Source organism: Enterobacter sp. MEB024, assembly GCF_030209635.1.
In the GTDB taxonomy this organism is placed as follows: Bacteria; Pseudomonadota; Gammaproteobacteria; order Enterobacterales; family Enterobacteriaceae; genus Enterobacter; species Enterobacter ludwigii.
Genome location: NZ_JARVRQ010000003.1, coordinates 579117 through 596196 on the forward strand (window position 1 = coordinate 579117; position 17080 = coordinate 596196).

At 55.1% G+C, this 17080-nt stretch carries 14 protein-coding genes; 12 read left to right on the forward strand and 2 right to left on the reverse strand.

Annotated elements, in window-relative coordinates:
* Positions 1-3 precede the first annotated feature (3 nt).
* On the reverse strand, positions 4-906 hold the full coding sequence (locus QRN24_RS08955) for a LysR family transcriptional regulator (protein ID WP_284942625.1): 903 nt from the start codon (positions 904-906) through the stop codon (positions 4-6).
* 23 nt (positions 907-929) lie between these two features.
* Complete coding sequence (locus tag QRN24_RS08960; RefSeq protein ID WP_284942626.1) at positions 930-3218, reverse strand: FdhF/YdeP family oxidoreductase; 2289 nt, start codon at positions 3216-3218, stop codon at positions 930-932.
* Positions 3219-4220: 1002 nt separating this feature from the next.
* Between QRN24_RS08960 and QRN24_RS08965 the strand changes: the two genes are divergently transcribed.
* The 12 genes from QRN24_RS08965 (at position 4221) to QRN24_RS09020 (ending at position 17014) form a co-directional block, all read left to right on the forward strand.
* Positions 4221-4715: a hypothetical protein gene (locus QRN24_RS08965; RefSeq protein WP_014170557.1), complete on the forward strand. Its 495-nt coding sequence runs from the start codon at positions 4221-4223 to the stop codon at positions 4713-4715.
* Between the two features lie 23 nt (positions 4716-4738).
* On the forward strand, positions 4739-5242 hold the full coding sequence (tssJ, locus tag QRN24_RS08970; protein ID WP_014170556.1) for a type VI secretion system lipoprotein TssJ: 504 nt from the start codon (positions 4739-4741) through the stop codon (positions 5240-5242).
* Positions 5243-5270: 28 nt separating this feature from the next.
* Positions 5271-6614: a type VI secretion system baseplate subunit TssK gene (tssK, locus tag QRN24_RS08975; RefSeq protein ID WP_020883454.1), complete on the forward strand. Its 1344-nt coding sequence runs from the start codon at positions 5271-5273 to the stop codon at positions 6612-6614.
* 17 nt (positions 6615-6631) lie between these two features.
* Complete coding sequence (locus tag QRN24_RS08980) at positions 6632-7870, forward strand: DotU family type VI secretion system protein (protein ID WP_020883455.1); 1239 nt, start codon at positions 6632-6634, stop codon at positions 7868-7870.
* 2 nt (positions 7871-7872) lie between these two features.
* A complete protein-coding gene (gene tssM, locus QRN24_RS08985) occupies positions 7873-11493 on the forward strand; it encodes a type VI secretion system membrane subunit TssM (protein ID WP_284942627.1) in 3621 nt (1206 codons plus the stop codon).
* Positions 11494-11509: 16 nt separating this feature from the next.
* Positions 11510-12226 carry a type VI secretion system-associated protein TagF gene (gene tagF, locus QRN24_RS08990; RefSeq protein ID WP_020883457.1) on the forward strand — a complete coding sequence of 239 codons (717 nt, stop codon included), beginning with the start codon at positions 11510-11512 and terminating at the stop codon, positions 12224-12226.
* 11 nt (positions 12227-12237) lie between these two features.
* On the forward strand, positions 12238-13254 hold the full coding sequence (gene tssA / locus QRN24_RS08995) for a type VI secretion system protein TssA (RefSeq protein ID WP_020883458.1): 1017 nt from the start codon (positions 12238-12240) through the stop codon (positions 13252-13254).
* 75 nt (positions 13255-13329) lie between these two features.
* Positions 13330-13854, forward strand: a complete 525-nt coding sequence (tssB, locus tag QRN24_RS09000) for a type VI secretion system contractile sheath small subunit (protein WP_008502644.1) — start codon at positions 13330-13332, stop codon at positions 13852-13854.
* A 3-nt stretch (positions 13855-13857) separates the two neighbouring features.
* Positions 13858-15357, forward strand: coding sequence for a type VI secretion system contractile sheath large subunit (gene tssC / locus QRN24_RS09005; RefSeq protein ID WP_014170549.1), 1500 nt, complete (start codon positions 13858-13860; stop codon positions 15355-15357).
* Between the two features lie 65 nt (positions 15358-15422).
* On the forward strand, positions 15423-15929 hold the full coding sequence (locus QRN24_RS09010) for a type VI secretion system amidase effector protein Tae4 (RefSeq protein ID WP_020883459.1): 507 nt from the start codon (positions 15423-15425) through the stop codon (positions 15927-15929).
* Entirely contained in the window at positions 15926-16351 is a 426-nt protein-coding gene (locus QRN24_RS09015) for a T6SS amidase immunity protein Tai4 family protein (protein WP_284942628.1), read from the forward strand. The genes QRN24_RS09010 and QRN24_RS09015 overlap by 4 nt, the downstream gene beginning before the upstream one ends.
* A gap of 180 nt (positions 16352-16531) precedes the next feature.
* Positions 16532-17014, forward strand: a complete 483-nt coding sequence (locus QRN24_RS09020; RefSeq protein ID WP_014884229.1) for an Hcp family type VI secretion system effector — start codon at positions 16532-16534, stop codon at positions 17012-17014.
* Positions 17015-17080: the final 66 nt, after the last annotated feature.

Below are 17080 nucleotides of genomic sequence, written 5' to 3' on the forward strand. Positions count from 1 at the left end.
ACCTCACTCAATGCCGTTGTTCTCTGCAAGATAAAGCGCCTGCGCGTCGGTGAAACAGCGCAGTGCCAGTGAGGAGACGGGGGCCTGTCGCCGCATGATCAGGCCGATCGGGGCTTCGATGTTCGAGTCGGTGATGGGGGTTATCCGGAAGTGGCTGTTCAGGTTCTCCAGCCCGTTGTTCAGCGGCATCACGGCACAGCACACGCCGCTTTGTACCGCCTGAATGATCTGGAACGTGGAATCGCTTTCAAAGACAGACTCGGGATTAATGCCGGCAGATTTAAAGCTCACCTCCATATGCTCGCGATAATGCATCCCCTTGGTCAGAAACCCCAGCGGAAATGCCATCAGTTCCTGCCAGGTCAGCGTCTCCTGATCCAGCTGGAAGTGGCGGATATCGTGCAGCAATCCCATTTCGGTTTTTGGCAGCTGGATAATGTCAAACGGACGGGTGTCGATGCTGTTCAGGTAGCAAATCCCCAGTTCAAGCTGATTCCGGCTGACGCCGTCGGCAATTTGTTGTGAGGACATTGAGTAGAGGCTGTAGGTCAGCTCCGGGTATTTTTGCGTCAGCTGGCGGATAAAGATCATCGGATCCACGCTGGCCAGCGGCACCATTCCCAGACGCAATTCACCCACCACTTGCCCTTTGCACAGCGAGGCTTCGGCCCGCAGGCCGTCGTGAGCGGCCTGCACCGCGCGCGCCCATGCCAGAATGCGTTCGCCTTCGGGCGTAAAGCCTTCAAAACGTTGCCCGCGAGTAATCAGCACCAGCCCCAGCTCCTCTTCCAGGCTGCGAATACGCATGGAGAGGGTCGGCTGGGTGATGTTGCACTGCGAGGCTGCTTTACCAAAATGCCGGGTCTGATCGAGTGCGATTAAGTACTTTAGCTGTTTTATATCCATCGTATTTCTCTGCGCGGAAAGCCTTACAGCACGCGGATCTCTTTCGAACGCAGGATGAGGCGGACCGGAACCGATTTATAAGACGGCGTACCGCTGTCCTTATCCAGATAATCAAGCGGAACCAGTACGTTGGCCTCCGGGTAGTAGGCTCCGACGGAACCCGGCGCAATGCTGTAGGCCACAACGGTAATGTCTTCCAGACGCTGAACGCTCCCCGGCAGGGCGGTTTCGATATCCACGCGATCGCCATGTTCCAGGCCTGACTGCGCCATATCATCTTCATTCATAAACAGCACATCGCGACGGCCAAAGACGCCGCGGTAGCGATCATCAAGGGCGTAAATGGTGGTGTTGTACTGGTCGTGGCTGCGCAGCGTGATCAGGCGCAGCACATTATCGCCTTCACCACTGGCGTTCTCATTGACGCCGTCGAAAACCGAAAACATCGCTTTGCCCGTCGCCGTTGGCCAGATACGTTCTGTGGGCGGCAGCGGCATGCGAAAGCCACCGGGAATGCGGATCCGTTCATTGTAATTCTCGAAGCCCGGAATGGTCTGCTCAATCAGGTTGCGGATACGGTCATAATCCTCAACCAGCGTCATCCAGTCCACGCGGGTCTCCCGCAGGGTGGCTTGCGCCATTCCGGCGACAATGGCCGGCTCAGCGCGCAGGCGCGGAGAGGCGGGTTTCAGCTTGCCGGAAGAGGCATGCACCATCGACATAGAGTCCTCCACGGTAATGGACTGGCGTCCGGTGGCCTGGACATCCAGCTCGGTACGACCGAGGCACGGCAAAATAAAGGTCTCTTTCCCCACCAGCAAATGGGTGCGGTTGAGCTTGGTACCGATGTGCACGCTCAAATCCAGCGTATTCATTGCCGGAAAACCGTTCTCGTGATCGGGCATCGCCACCGCAAAATTTCCCCCCAGACAGATCAGCGCTTTTGCACGTCCGTCGATCATGGCCTGCGTTGCCTGCACCGCATCATGGCCGTGGTGGGCAGGGGGCTCAAAACCGAATACCTCCTTCAGGCGGTTGAGAAATGCCGGTGTCGGTTTCTCGCTTATACCCACGGTGCGGTTACCCTGAACGTTCGAGTGGCCGCGCAGAGGGCATATCCCCGCGCCGGGTTTGCCAATGTTACCGCGCAGCAGCAACAGATCAGCGATCAGGCGGACATTCGCGGTGCCTTTATTATGCTGGGTGATGCCCATCCCGTAGGTGATGATGGTGGCATTCGATTTTGCGTAGGCCTCGGCCACGGATTTGAGCGCTGCCCGGCTCAACCCGGACTCACGCTCAATGGCCTCCCAGTCGGTTTGCGCAATATCCGCAGTAAACGCCTCAACGCCCTGGGTGTGTTCAGCAATAAAGGCGCGATCGAGCACGTTTCCGCGTTCGTTCTCCATCTCCAGCAGGTGTTTTGCGATCCCTTTTAACGCAGCGGCATCGCCCCCGGCTTTCACCTGGAAATAGGTGGAGGCGATATCGGTAGAGCTGTAGGTTGCCATCTCAATAACGCTTTGCGGATCCGCGAAACGTTCCAGCGCGCGCTCGCGCAGGGGATTAAAAACGATAATCGGTACGTTGCGGCGAGCCAGCTCATGCAGCGTGCCCATCATCCGCGGATGGTTGGTCCCAGGGTTATGACCAATGGAGATAACCAGCTCCGTTTTATCGAAGTCATCAAGTGAGACGGTCCCTTTCCCGATACCAATGGAACGGGGTAAACCGACGCTGGTGGCTTCATGGCACATATTCGAGCAGTCGGGGAAGTTATTGGTACCGTACTCGCGGGCGAACAGCTGGAACAGATACGCTGCTTCGTTCGAGGCTCTGCCGGAGGTATAAAATTCGACCTGGTCAGGCTCAAGACCGCGCAGCACCTCACCGATACGCTGGAAAGCGTCGTCCCATTCCACTGGCTGGAAGGTATCACTTGCCCGGTCATAGCGTAGAGGATGGGTGAGACGACCGTAACCTTCCAGCTCAAAGTCAGATTTCGCCAGCAGCGAGGACACGCTGTTTTTGGCGAGAAAATCCGTGGTGACGCGTTTATTGGTGGCTTCCCAGGTGACGGCTTTCGCCCCGTTCTCACAGAACTGGAACGTGGATTTGTGTTCTTTATCGGGCCACGCACAGCCAGGGCAGTCAAAACCGTCAGGCTGGTTTGTGCGCAGCAGAGTTGCGGGGGCATCCAGCGTATCCATTTGGGTACGTACCGCAATGGCCGTCGCCTTTAACGCCCCCCAGCCACCGGCTGGGCCGTCATAGTGCCTGATACCGGGAACTGAGCGTCTTTTCTTATTCATACCAACTCCTGACTTGTGCGGTCATGACATCACCTGCGCCCATAAACCACCGGGTTTGCCAATAAGCGAAAACAATGATGGCGTCTGTTACCAGAGGCCAGAGCAAAGTTAAATGCATTGAATTTAATGGCTATATTTTACAGTGGCTTACAAGCTAATCGGCGTAAACATTTAAAGAAATTATAACGAAATTTTATCATTTTTATAATAAATCTTATCTATCACCTGTTCACTCTGCGCTATGGCGAAAGCGAAGCGATGATGAAGTCAGCGTTAAATTTCAGATGAAGGTGGCTGAAGGGCAGGGCGACGAAGACCCCTGCAGACAGAAGGAATCGGTGCAAATTAATCGTCGCTTTAACCAGGAATATGTAGCTGTGCTTAATTGTTAATATCGGAAAATTACCAGATTAAATCCGAAAAGGAGATTAAAAGACAAACTTATTTTGAGGTGTAAAATTAACTTTTCTCAGTTTCCCTGAAACAATTTCATATATTGAGACAGGTCTGGCTGAAATTGAAAGTTACCTCGATAATGCAACAAATAATTCATATTGGATATATTTTCTTCGCCCCCCATAAAGCCAGATTCTACTAATTATGGTAGTAGCAGTAATAGGGTTATTGCGTTAATGAAAGTGATTCTCTTTTGTGGAATTTCATTTTAAATCAGATGGATATGTGATTTTGTCTTGAGGGGAATAGACGATTTTAGCTAAATCGTATTTTTTTCTCAGATTAATCCTATAATGTCTCGAGTGCTTCATTAACCATCAGTTATGAAGCGGTAAATATTGAATTGGTGGCAAGCTCATGTAAACTTGCTTACCGTTTGTCAAAATATGTCAGGAAGACGCTGGGCCTTATTCTGAAGGGCTCGTGCGGTAGCTATGCCCTTAAATAGTAACGCCCCGAAAATATACTGACTATTTTAACAATAGCACCTAAGTCAAACTTCATCCCCTTTATCTCCATCATCGAAATATCGCTACGGAAAAGCATATGAAAATGCGCGTACTGTTTTCACTTCTGTTTGTAATGGCGGTGGCGGGCTGTAAAGCGCCGCAGAAACCTGTGATCAACGACGACACGATCGTGACCAGCCAGGTCAATGGCGTCACGTTAACCCACCGTCATGCTGTTTTACCTCCAGCAGAGTTTACTCAGCTCAATGAGCCGTATCGTGCCATGTATCCGGCCTCGCTGATGAGCCGTCCTGACTTCGGCGGAAAGGTTATCCGTACCCTGGAAACCGGTAAAACGTATGTGGTCCTGGGTCAGGTTGAGCACTACTGGATGGCGCTTGCCGATGAGGGAAATGATCAGCTGATTGGCTACGTCCCGATGCGCGCAGTGATCAAAGCCGATCAGTACGAAGCGACCGTCCGTAAGCAGGCCCAGCGTGCGAAAGTGCGTAAGAAGGCAACCTGTGTTGATGTGGACGGTAACAGCAAAGCCTGCAAAGACAGCGCTAACGGTACCTGGATCCTGAACTAAACCGCGTCCCTGAGCGTATTTTTATGAATAATAAAAATTTTCATTGGTTGTGGTCCGTCTTTTACGCGGCGATTTTCGCCCTTGTCAGTGGTTGTACGTCGTCTTCACACAGCGACCCTTCCCGCTACAATCTGCAGTTTCAGGCTCATCCACAAATCAATGAATCTGCGCCGCTAAAAGTCAGAGTGCTGTTGCTGAAATCCGATGCGGATTTCATGTCCAGCGACTTCTATTCCCTGCAGAACAACGCGTCAGCCACGCTTGGCGCGAATCTGCTGAACAGCGATGTTTTCTTCCTGATGCCGGGTCAGCTCTCGAAAACCCTGAGTGGACAGAGCTCTCCCGACGCCCGCTACATTGGTGTGATGGCGGAATATCAGATGCTGGATGGCAAAAAATGGCGCGTTTCACTCCCTCTGCCTGTGCCAGGCGAAAACCATATCTACCAGTTCTGGAAATGGTCAGCGGATGAACTCCAGGCCAACGTGTTTCTCGACGTGAATGGCATCCGGGTCATCAGCCAGTAACGCGCTTCATAACAGGAATTACATCATCATGACGAAAGCAGAAAAGGTCGTCTGGACCGAAGGCATGTTCCTGCGCCCACACCATTTTCAGCGGACTGAAAGCTATCTGCTCAACCACGTTCGTGAATGGGGTGCGCTGCAGCGTTCATACCTTTGGGGCTTTCTCGACGTTGAGCTGGACGAAGCGATGCTGCGCCAGGGATGCATTGCCCTGAGCTACTGCAGTGGACTGCTGCCTGACGGAACCTTTTTCCAGGTGCGCAATGGCCGCAATGGTCCGGTGCCGCTGAAAATCCCTGACAATCTCACCAATGAAAAGGTGGTGCTCGCACTGCCGGTTCGCCGTGGAGAGAGAGAAGAGGTGATCTTCAGTGAAGAGCCGGCCTCGCTGGCGCGCTTCATCGCCTTTGAGCAAGAGGTGGAAGACGACAACGCCATGTCGGTAGGCGATGCCACCGTGCAGTTTGGCCGCCTGCGTCTGACCCTGATGCTGGAAAAAGATGTAACGGCAGAGTGGACCGCTATCGGCGTGGCGTTTGTGACCGAGAAACGCAACGATAACCACGTGCGTCTCGATAGCAGCTACATTCCGCCGATGCTGAACGCCAATAACAGCCCGCAGATCTACAGCATGATTAACGATCTGCACGGCTTACTGGTGCAGCGCAGCCAGCAAATTGGCGGTCGTCTGCGCCAGCCTGGCCGCTTTAATACCTCGGAACTGATTGAATTTACGCTGCTCTCACTGGTGAACCGCCATCTGGGCGAGGTTTCGCATTTAAAAACGCTTCCGCTGCTGCATCCAGAAACGCTCTGGCGCAGCTGGCTGCCGTTTGCGACCGAGCTCGCCACCTGGGCGTCTCAGCGTACCGCTGAAAGCGTGCTGCCAATTTACGATCACGACGACCTCGCGGGTTGCTTCAGCAAACTGATGATGCTGCTGCGTCAGGGGCTGTCTCTGGTGATGGAAGACCATGCCATTCAGCTGCCGCTTAACGAGCGTTCCCACGGTCTGAACATCGCGACCGTGCCGGAAACCAGCATGGTGCGTGAGTTCGGCTTCGTGCTGGCGGTCAAAGCCAACGTGCCGGGCGAACACCTGCAAACCCATTTCCCTGCCCAGATGAAAGTGGCACCGGTCTCGAAAATTCGCGATCTGGTTCAGCTGCAACTGCCTGGCATTATGCTGCGCGCCATGCCGGTCGCACCGCCGCAGATCCCCTGGCATGCAGGCTACAGCTACTTCGAGCTGGAGAAGGGGAGCGAGCTGTGGCACGAGATGGATAAGTCCGGCGCTTTCGCCCTGCATCTCGCAGGCGAGTTCCCGGGACTTGATATGGAGTTTTGGGCCATCCGTAGCCCGACTGAATAATAAAGCGAGCGCTTAATATGCAGGAACGACAGGATACCGGCAGTGATGCCGCGTTTACCGGAGCCAGTAGCAACAATCAGCTGGTGGCGGCCGCCAATCCGCTGCTCAATGCGATTCCGCAAATCCGTCATTCGGTATCACATGACGATCAGGTGGCGTTGCGCCAGCGCCTGATCGATGAGATCCGCCGGTTCGAAGTGCGCTGTCAGCAGGCCGGTCTGGCCTATGAGGTGATCGTCGGGGCACGTTACTGCCTGTGTACGGCACTTGATGAGGCCGCCGCGCTTACCCCCTGGGGCAGCAGCGGCGTCTGGTCCAGCAATGGTCTGCTGGTGACGTTTCATAACGAAACCTGGGGCGGCGAAAAGTTCTTCCAGCTGCTGGCGCGTCTGTCGCAAAACCCGCGCGAACATATTCTGCTGCTGGAGATGATCAACTACTGCCTGCTGCTCGGCTTCGAGGGGCGCTATCGGGTGCTGGATAATGGCCGCACCCAGCTTGAAACCATCAAGCAACGGCTGTGGCAGATGATTCGCGGCGTGCGTGGCAGTTACCCGCCACAGCTCTCTCCGCATCCGGAAGATCGTCCGGTACTGCGCAAGCTATGGCGACCCATGGTACCTCTGTGGGCCTGCGTGGCGCTGGCCGGGTTTATCGCCTGCCTGTTCTATATCGTGCTTAACTGGCGGCTTGGCGATAACACCAACCCGGTATTAGCAAAAATTTATCAGTCACAGCTTCCCGAAACGACTATCCAGCAACCTGCCCGCCAGCTGCCTGCGGTGCTGAACCTGCGTGGTTTCCTGAAGCCGGAAATTGAAGCCGGTCTGGTTGCGGTAAAAGATGAAGCGGACCGTAGCGTGGTGATCCTGAAAGGGGACGGCCTGTTTGCTTCCGCCTCAACCGTGGTACGTGACCGTTATGAGCCGGTGATAAACCGTATTGCACAGGCCATGAATAACGTCAGCGGTAAAATTCTGGTGGTGGGCTACAGCGACAACGTGCCAATTCGCAGTGCGCGCTTTGCCTCTAACTATGAACTGTCGCTGGAACGTGCCCGGTCAGTTCAGAAAATGCTGCAGGGAAGCCTCTCTCAACCTGAACGTGTGAAAGCGGAAGGCCGCGGCGAGATTAATCCAGTGGCACCTAACAATACGCCGGAAAACCGTGCCCGTAACCGCCGGGTGGAAATTACTCTGCTGGTGTCGCCTGAAAATACCCAGGCTGAGCTGAACGGATTGCCGCAAGGAAACTAAGGATGCTGACTACTCTTCTTTCCATTTTGACCAATCGCATTCTGTGGAGCTTCCTGGGCGTCACTGCGCTTGCGGCGGTTATCTGGATGATTGGCCCATTGTTGTCCATCGTGGACACCCGACCGCTCGAATCTGAACAGAACCGCATCATCAGTATTGCGGTGGTTTATCTGCTCTGGGCTCAGGGCCACATTCTGCCGCGGCTGTACAATGCCTGGCTGAACCGCAAGCTGATGGACAAACTCAATGAGAACACCACCAGCCCGGAAGCAGCGGATCCGCAGAAGCGACTGAACAACGAGGAGCAGATCCTCGCCAGCCGTTTTGACGAAGCCGCACAGATGCTGAAAAAAGCGCACTTCAGCAAAGCGGGACAGGGTGCCCAGTGGACGCAGCGCTTTAGCACGCAATATCTGTATCAACTGCCGTGGTACGTCATCATCGGCGCGCCGGGCAGCGGTAAAACCACGGCGCTGGTCAACTCCGGACTGCAATTCCCGCTGGCCGACCGTTTCGGTAAGACCGCGCTGCGCGGGATCGGCGGCACGCGTAACTGTGACTGGTGGTTCACCAACGAGGCCGTACTGCTGGACACCGCGGGTCGCTATACCACCCAGGAGAGCGAACAGGTTCAGGACGCCGGTGAATGGCTTGAGTTTATGGGGTTACTGCGTAAGTATCGCCGTCGCCAGCCGATCAACGGTGTGATTATTACCATCAGCATTTCTGACCTGCTGACGCTCTCGCCTGAAGCGTCACGCCAGCAGGCGGTCAACCTGCGCCAGCGTCTCTCTGAGCTGCATGAGCAACTGGGTATTCGCTTCCCGGTGTATGTCATGGTGACCAAAGCTGACCTGCTTAAAGGCTTCCGTGCCTGGTTTGCCGATTACGACAAAGCGCAGCGCGACCAGATCTGGGGCTTCACGCTGCCGTGGGAGCAAACCAAACACGCTGATTACGACCTGATGGGTAACTTCCAGCAGGAATTTTCCCTCTTACAGCAGCGCCTGGATGCCGGACTGCCGGAAACCCTGCTACAGGAGCATGATGCAAAAGCGCGCGCGGAAGCGTATCTCTTCCCGCAGGAGTTTGCCGCACTGCGTCCGCTGCTGGCTGACTACCTGAGCACGGTCTTTGCCCGCTCTAACTTTGAAACCGAATTCTCCCCGCGCGGGATCTATTTCGCCAGTGGTACCCAGGAAGGTATGCCGTTTGACCGGGTGATGGGCGAACTTAACCGTGCGCTCTCCTTGCCGGAAGGTGAAGAGGGAAATCGCTGGGACTCCGTCAGCAAAGAGGCTCCGATTCCGGGGGCGAAAGGGCAGAGCTTCTTCATCAAGAACCTGCTGCAAAACGTCATTTTCCAGGAAGCTGGCATCGCCGGGGAAAACCGCTGGTGGGAACTGCGTAACCGCGCCGTCATTTGGTCCGGCTATGCGGCGCTGCTGGCCCTGCTGGTGATCCTCGGTGGACTGTGGCTGACCAGCTATGCCAGGAACAAGGCTTATCTGGAAGAGGTGGACGCAAAGGTGCCGCTGCTGGATCAGCAGAGCAAGGCGCTGCAGAATCAGCCTCAGCGCGATCTGTTTGACCTTCTGCCCTTGCTGAATGGCCTGGTCGATCTGCCGAAAAGTAACGCGTTTGATGTTAACGATCCGCCTGTTTCACGCCGAATGGGGCTCTATCGTGGGGATGACGTCAGCGATGCATCGCAGTCTCTGTACCAGAAAGCGCTGGACCAGATGCTGCTCCCTGCCGTGGCGATGCACATCACCACCTGGCTGCGCAACGATGACGGCAGCGATGTGGAATACAGCTATGAAGCGCTGAAGGCCTACCAGATGCTCTATCAGCCGAAGCACTACGATGGCAAATTCCTGCACTCCTGGGTAATGCTCAATCTGCAGCGTAACCTGCCGCAGAACGTGACTCAGGCGCAGCTTCAGCAGCTTGAATGGCACCTGACTCAGCTGCTTGAACCGAAAATTCAGGCCTCGCCGTACGCGCAGGATGAATCCCTGGTCGCGCGTGAAAGGGCGCTAATCAACCAGCAGCCACTTTCCACCCGGGTGTATGGTCGTCTGAAGCGTCTGCTGGAGCATGATGAAAACCTGAAACCGGTGTCGCTCTCCGACCTGGGCGGTCCGCAGAGCGAGCTGGTGTTTTCACGCAAAAGCGGCAAGCCGGTGAGTGAAGGCGTACCGGGTCTTTATACCCCGGACGGTTACTGGAAAAGCTTTAACGGCCAGATTGACAGCGTCACCACTGCCCTGCATGAAGACGATGCGTGGGTGCTGGGGGCGACCTCAGCCCAGGAAGATAAACAGCAGATCGATAACGCCGTGCGCCAGCTCTACATGCGCGACTTTATCGCCAACTGGGATCGTTTCCTCGCCGACATTCAGCTTAATAACAGCGCCGATCTCTCCCAGCGCATCAATACCGCGCGTCTGCTCTCCGGGGCAAACTCGCCGCTGCGCCGTCTGGTACTGAACCTGAGCCAGGTCCTGACGCTTTCACGTAATGCGCCAGCCCCGGATGATGCCGGTAAAGCGCAAGCGCAAAGCAACCGTGCCACCCGCACGCTCGAAGCGTTATTCAGTAATAATGACAATGCCCCGACGCAGGCCGCGGTGGTCACTCAGGCACCTGAACAGCTGGTAACCGATCACTATGCTCCAGTGATTGAGCTGGCGCAGCCGCTGGAGAAGGGCGGGAAGACCATCGTCTTTGATGATTTTCTCAAGCAGGTCGATGAACTTTACCGCTATCTGACTGCCGTTCAGGACGCGGCCAACAGCGGCATGCCTGCTCCGGGAGGCGAGGCGATTAGCCGTCTGCAGGCCAGTGCCGGTCGTCTGCCGGGCGGTCTGCAAACCATGTTCAGCAATATGGCGGTGGGGGCCAGCAGTGATACCCAGCGTCGCGACCTCGAAAACGTGCGTAAGCGGATTAACGTCGAAGTCGGCGGTTTCTGCCGTCAGGCAATCGCTGGCCGTTACCCGCTGGTGCGCAGCGCCAGTACGGAGGCCACGCCGGACGATCTCGCGCGCATGTTTGCGCCAGGCACCGGGCTGATGGACACCTTCTTTCGTGACAACCTGACCAATAAAGTTGATACCACGCAGGCGAACTGGCGCTTTATGCCGGGCATTGATGGAAAAACGCTGCCGGGAAGTGAAGGTCTCCTGAGACCGTTCCAGCAGGCGCAGTCCATTCGCGATGCTTTCTTTGCTAACGGTGCTACCACGCCTTCTTACAAAGTGACGGTGCGCACCGTCAGAATGGATAACACGATCCTTAACCTGACGCTGGATGTTGACGGTCAACTGCTGCGCTACAGCCACGGTCCACAGGCTGTGCAGATCATGAACTGGCCGGGGCCGGGCGGGACTAACCAGGTGCGTATGCAGCTGGGTCTGGCTAACGGCAGCACGGCTACGCTGGTGACGAACGGTTCCTGGGCGCTGAACCGCTTTTTCGATAAAGCGCGTACCAGCCCGGGGGCGGGAAGTCTGAGTCGCCAGGCGACCTTCAACGTAGACGGACATCAGGTTACGCTGGAATTTGCGCCAAACAGTATTCGTAACCCGTTCCAGCTTCCCCGTTTCTCATGCCCATAACCGCAAGGACAGCCGTATGACGAATACCCCTGCGATGAACCGCTACAGCTGGTATGGCAAACTGCCCAGCGCCGGAGATTTTTTGCAGCGTCGCTTTCCTGACACCCTGCAACGCCAGTGGTCGCACTGGTTCCAGGTCGGCCTGCTGGCCTGGCAGCAGGAAGAGCAGCGCAGCGGTGAGCGCCCGTTTAACAAAGCGCCGGTCTGGAATTTTGTCGTACCGCCGATGCTGGGCAGCCAGATGATTCAGATGGGCTGCCTGCTGCCGGGACGTGACAGCGTTGGTCGACAATATCCGGTCTGCATTCAGCTCAGCTTTGCCCCCGCGGACTGGTCATCACGTCTGCTCAGTCAGGCTGAAAGCTGGTATCAGCAGATTGGCCGTCTGGGCCTGCATGCGGTACGTAACAGTTTTTCTGCCTCACAGCTCGATGACATGTTGATGTCCATTCCGGCACCGCAGCCCGTCGAGCCGCAAAAGCGCTCAGATATTCTCGACGTGATTGGTTATGACGAAGACGGCCAGAGCACGCTGGGCTGGCCTCAGGCAGCAGAGTGCTTTGACCCGCTTCGCCAGACCAGCTACTGGTGGACCAACCGCTGCGACGGCTACCCGCTCTACACCCATGTTCACAGCGGCAACTTCACCGGGCAGCTCTTTACGCTGCTGTTCGACCCGGCAGGTGGCGCCCGTCCGGGCCGTCACGGTCTCTATCCGCCCATGTTTGAATAAGCAGGGATCTTATGAATATCGAAGAATTTCTCGCGCCAATAAGCCCCGACAAGCCCTGCGGCGAAAACCTGGAGTATGACGCTGATTTCCAGCTCATGAATCAGGCCAGCCAGGGCAAAGCAGAGCAGCAGTTTGGCGACACCATCATTCCGGCAGAACCTGCTGACTGGAATACGGTGGAAAAATTCGCCACCAGCCTGCTGAGCCGCACCAAAGATCTGCGCGTCATGCTGGCGTTAACACATGCATGGACACGTCGCCGCGGCCTTGCGGGCTACGCCGACGGGTTGTTACTGGTGCAGGAGGCGATCACGCGTTACTGGGAGCCGCTCTATCCGCTGCTGGAAGAGTATGGCGAAACCGACCCGTTTTACCGCATTAACGCCCTGGCCGGGCTGAGTGATAAGTCTGACCTGACCGTCGCCGTGCGTAACGCCTCGCTGCTGCGATCAAATGGCGATGAAATTTCACTTCGCGACGCGCAGGCACTGCTGGATGGCAGTAAAACCGAATGTCCGGATTATCCCGGTGGCCGTCCAAGACTGATTGACGAGCTGGCCCGCGGCGATCAGCCGGGCACGTCGGCGGTGATAGTGATTAACGAACGGCTGCTGGCCATTCGCGAGTTGCTCACCGGCCATCTTGGTGAAAGCGGCGTTCCGGAGATGGAACAGCTGCTGAAAACCGTCGGGCTGGTCGCCAGCGCCTGTCAGGTGACCGACATCAGCAAGCTGCTGCCCAACCGGGAGGCACAGGCTGAGCTCAGCGCTGAACCTCAACCGGCGGTCGCACAACCCGTTCAGCAGGTTACAGACTGGCGCAGCGTGCAGGTCACCAGCCGCGCCGATGCACAGCTGATGCTGGAGAAAGCCAAACAGTATTTTGCGCAGTACGAACCGAGCCACCCCGCACCATTGATGATTGAACGGGTGCAGCGGCTGTCAGAACTTAACTTTATGGACATTATTCGCGACCTGGCGCCAGACGGCGTTAACCAACTGGAAAACATCTTTGGACGCCGCGAATAACGCGTCCTGGCATTATGACGACAGGCATGGAGCCTGCCGTTTCACCTTCACCGCGCATCTTTGATGGAGAACATCATGGCAATGAGTAACAGTGGGCAGAAATTCATCGCACGTAACCGTGCCCCTCGCGTGCAGATCGAGTACGACGTAGAGATCTACGGTGCAGAACGTAAAATTCAGCTGCCGTTTGTGATGGGCGTCATGGCCGATCTGGTCGGCAAACCGGTGGAAAACCTGCCGGCAGTCGACGAGCGTAAATTCCTCGAAATCGACATTGATAACTTTGACGAGCGCATGAAAGCGCTGAAACCTCGCGTGGCGTTCCAGGTGGATAACACGCTGACCGGCGAAGGTAAGCTCAACGTTGATCTGACCTTCGACAGCATGGACGACTTCCTGCCGGACGCGGTAGCCCGCAAGGTTGAGCCGTTGAACAAGCTGCTGGAAGCACGTACTCAACTCTCCAACCTGCTGACCTATATGGATGGCAAAAACGGCGCGGAAGAGCTGATCGCTAAAATTCTGCAGGATCCGACGCTGCTCAAATCTCTGAGCCAGTTGCCGAAAAATGACGAAAGCGCGAAAGGTAGCGAGGAATAATCGATGAGCAACCAGACTCAACAACACGAGCAGCAGAGTGGTCAGGCGTTCAGCCAGGATGAATTCAGCGCGCTGCTGAACAAAGAGTTCCGCCCGAAAACCGATCAGGCGCGCTCCGCGGTGGAAAGTGCGGTAAAAACGCTGGCGCAGCAGGCGCTGGAAAATACCGTGACCTTCTCCAGTGACACCTACCGCACCATTCAGAACCTGATTGCCGGTATCGACGAGCAGCTGTCTCAGCAGGTGAACCAGATTATTCACCATGAAGAGTTCCAGAAGCTGGAGAGCGCCTGGCGCGGTCTGAGCTACCTGGTGAACAACACTGAAACCGACGAGATGCTGAAGATCCGCTTTATGAGCATCTCCAAGCAGGAGCTGGGTCGTACCCTGAAACGCTTTAAGGGCGTGGGCTGGGACCAGAGCCCAATCTTCAAGAAAATCTACGAGCAGGAGTATGGTCAGTTTGGTGGCGAGCCGTTTGGCTGCATCGTCGGCGACTACTACTTCGACCACAGTCCGCAGGACGTTGAACTGCTGGGCGAGATGGCGCGTATCGGCTCGGCGGCCCACTGTCCGTTTATCACCGGTACCGCACCGGGCGTGATGCAGATGGAGTCCTGGCAGGAACTCGCGAACCCGCGCGACCTGACCAAAATCTTCCAGAACACCGAGTATGCCGCGTGGCGTTCACTGCGTGAATCCGAAGATGCACGCTACCTTGGCCTGGTGATGCCGCGCTTCCTGTCGCGCCTGCCGTACGGTATTCGCACTAACCCGGTCGACAGCTTCGATTTCGAAGAGCAGACCGATGGCGCGAACCACAACAGCTACTCCTGGGCGAACGCCGCGTATGCCATGGCTGCCAACATCAACCGCTCCTTTAAAGAGTACGGCTGGTGTACCTCAATCCGCGGCGTAGAGTCCGGCGGGGCGGTTGAAAACCTGCCGTGTCACACCTTCCCGAGCGACGACGGCGGCGTGGACATGAAATGCCCGACCGAAATCGCGATCAGCGATCGTCGTGAAGCCGAGCTGGCGAAGAACGGCTTTATGCCGCTGGTTCACCGCAAAAACTCTGACTTTGCCGCCTTCATCGGCGCGCAGTCTCTGCAGAAACCGGCTGAGTACCACGACCCGGATGCGACCGCTAACGCGCGTCTGGCATCCCGTCTGCCGTACCTGTTCGCCTGCTGCCGCTTTGCCCACTACCTGAAGTGCATCGTGCGCGACAAAATTGGCTCCTTCCGTGAACGTGAAGAGATGGAACGCTGGCTGAACGACTGGGTGATGAACTATGTGGACGGCGACCCGGCTAACTCCTCACAGGAGACCAAGTCCCGTAAACCGCTGGCGGCTGCCGAAGTGCAGGTGCAGGAAATTGAAGATAACCCGGGCTACTACGCCGCGAAATTCTTCCTGCGTCCACACTACCAGCTGGAAGGTCTGACCGTTTCTCTGCGTCTGGTTTCTAAACTGCCGTCACTGAAGACGAAAGACGCGTGATGATGATTGGCGCCGGGAGGCCTTACCCGGCGCCTGCTTTATAGCATGGAAATGTGAGAGGAAATATGACCGCGAGACCTTCGTTTGTTGCTGCCTGGGCGGCGGCAACACGTATTTACGATGCAAATGATTCTATCGGCAAAGTTAAGCAAATTATCGGCGGCAAGGTTAAGCACAACTTCGAAATACCGCAAGATCAGGGTGGGTGGTCAAATAGTTGTGCCGTACGCATGAGTTATGTTCTGAACTATACCGGGCATCCCGTCCCGCGTATTGCAAATCTCACGGTATCCGGTGCTGATAATAAATGGTACTTCTATCGGGTAAAGGATGTTATTGCCTGGTTGACGCGTCAGTGGGGTAAACCTGACATGGTCGTGAGTTATCCTTCCTTACCCGTTCAACAATTAGCCAACAAAAAGGGCGTAATTCTGTTTGAGGTACAGGGCTGGAGTGACGCCGCAGGTCATGCCACATTCTGGAATGGTTTAACCTGTTCGGATCATTGTTATTTCAATGCACCGGAGACGAATTACACGACGACCAAAGCCAATTTTTGGGAGTTGCCATGAAAAAAATAATTGCCAGTCTACTGTTGCTCACCAGTTCCGCCTCTGTTTATGCAATTGACGATCCGGTGATGTTTGTCAAAAAAATGCCTTATAAGCAAGTTGTTAAAGACGTTGTTTTTTCTCGCTGTCTGGCACAAGTTTCAGATGATAAAAGCCAGTTTTCTCTGGATGCAGCGCGTAGCAGTAGTGCATTACTGGAATGGGTGCCTTTCGATATTGAAAATGGCAATGACAAAATTAATGCCCTTATTGATAAATATAAAGGCGCAACCAATGCCTTTCATTCTGAGATAAAACCCGATGTCAAAGGCGTAACGTTAAACTGTCTACGTCTTTATCATAGTGACGAACTTAATAAACTTGTACCTCAATTAATTATAGGCAATCCTGACCGCACCTGGATTCAGGATAATCCGCAGTAGTAAAGACTTCACATTCTTTCCTTTCATTCAGGGGGAATGTCAAGACTGTCAAATGACACGGGTCATTTGATATGAGGCAGAGGTAAAATATGGACGGTTTTATTCAGCCCCATGCTTTCCTGTTTGCCATATAAGTGCTTTTTCGAAAGCAATATTGTTCATCCACGAAGAGTAGATATTATGGCTATTGATATGTTTCTGAAGGTCGAGGGTGTTACGGGCGAATCTAAAGATTCTAACCACACCGGCTGGACTGATATTACCTCCTTCTCCTGGGGCGCTTCCCAGCCAGGTAATATGAGTGTTGGTGGCGGCGGCGGTGCCGGTAAAGTTAACTTTAACGATCTGCACGTTAACGCTCTGATCGACAAATCCACTACAGCAATTCTCAAACACTGCGCAAGCGGTAAGCACCTGACTAAAGTTGAACTGTCCGTGTGCAAAGCGGGTGGTCAGCAAGTTGAATATACCCGCATCACGCTCGAAGATGTGCTGGTAACTTCTGTTCAGTACACCGGTGCAGACAACGGCGACACCGTTGGTGTGACCTATGCATTCCAGGCTGCGAAAGTGAAACAGCAGTACTGGGAGCAGACCACTGCTGGTGGTAAAGGTGCTGAAAGCAGCGCTGGCTGGAACATCAAAGAAAACAAAGAAGCGTAATTGCGTACGAGGCCAGGGGAGTTTTCCCTGGCCCTACGTATTAGTCAAAACTTTGCAAAGAGATCG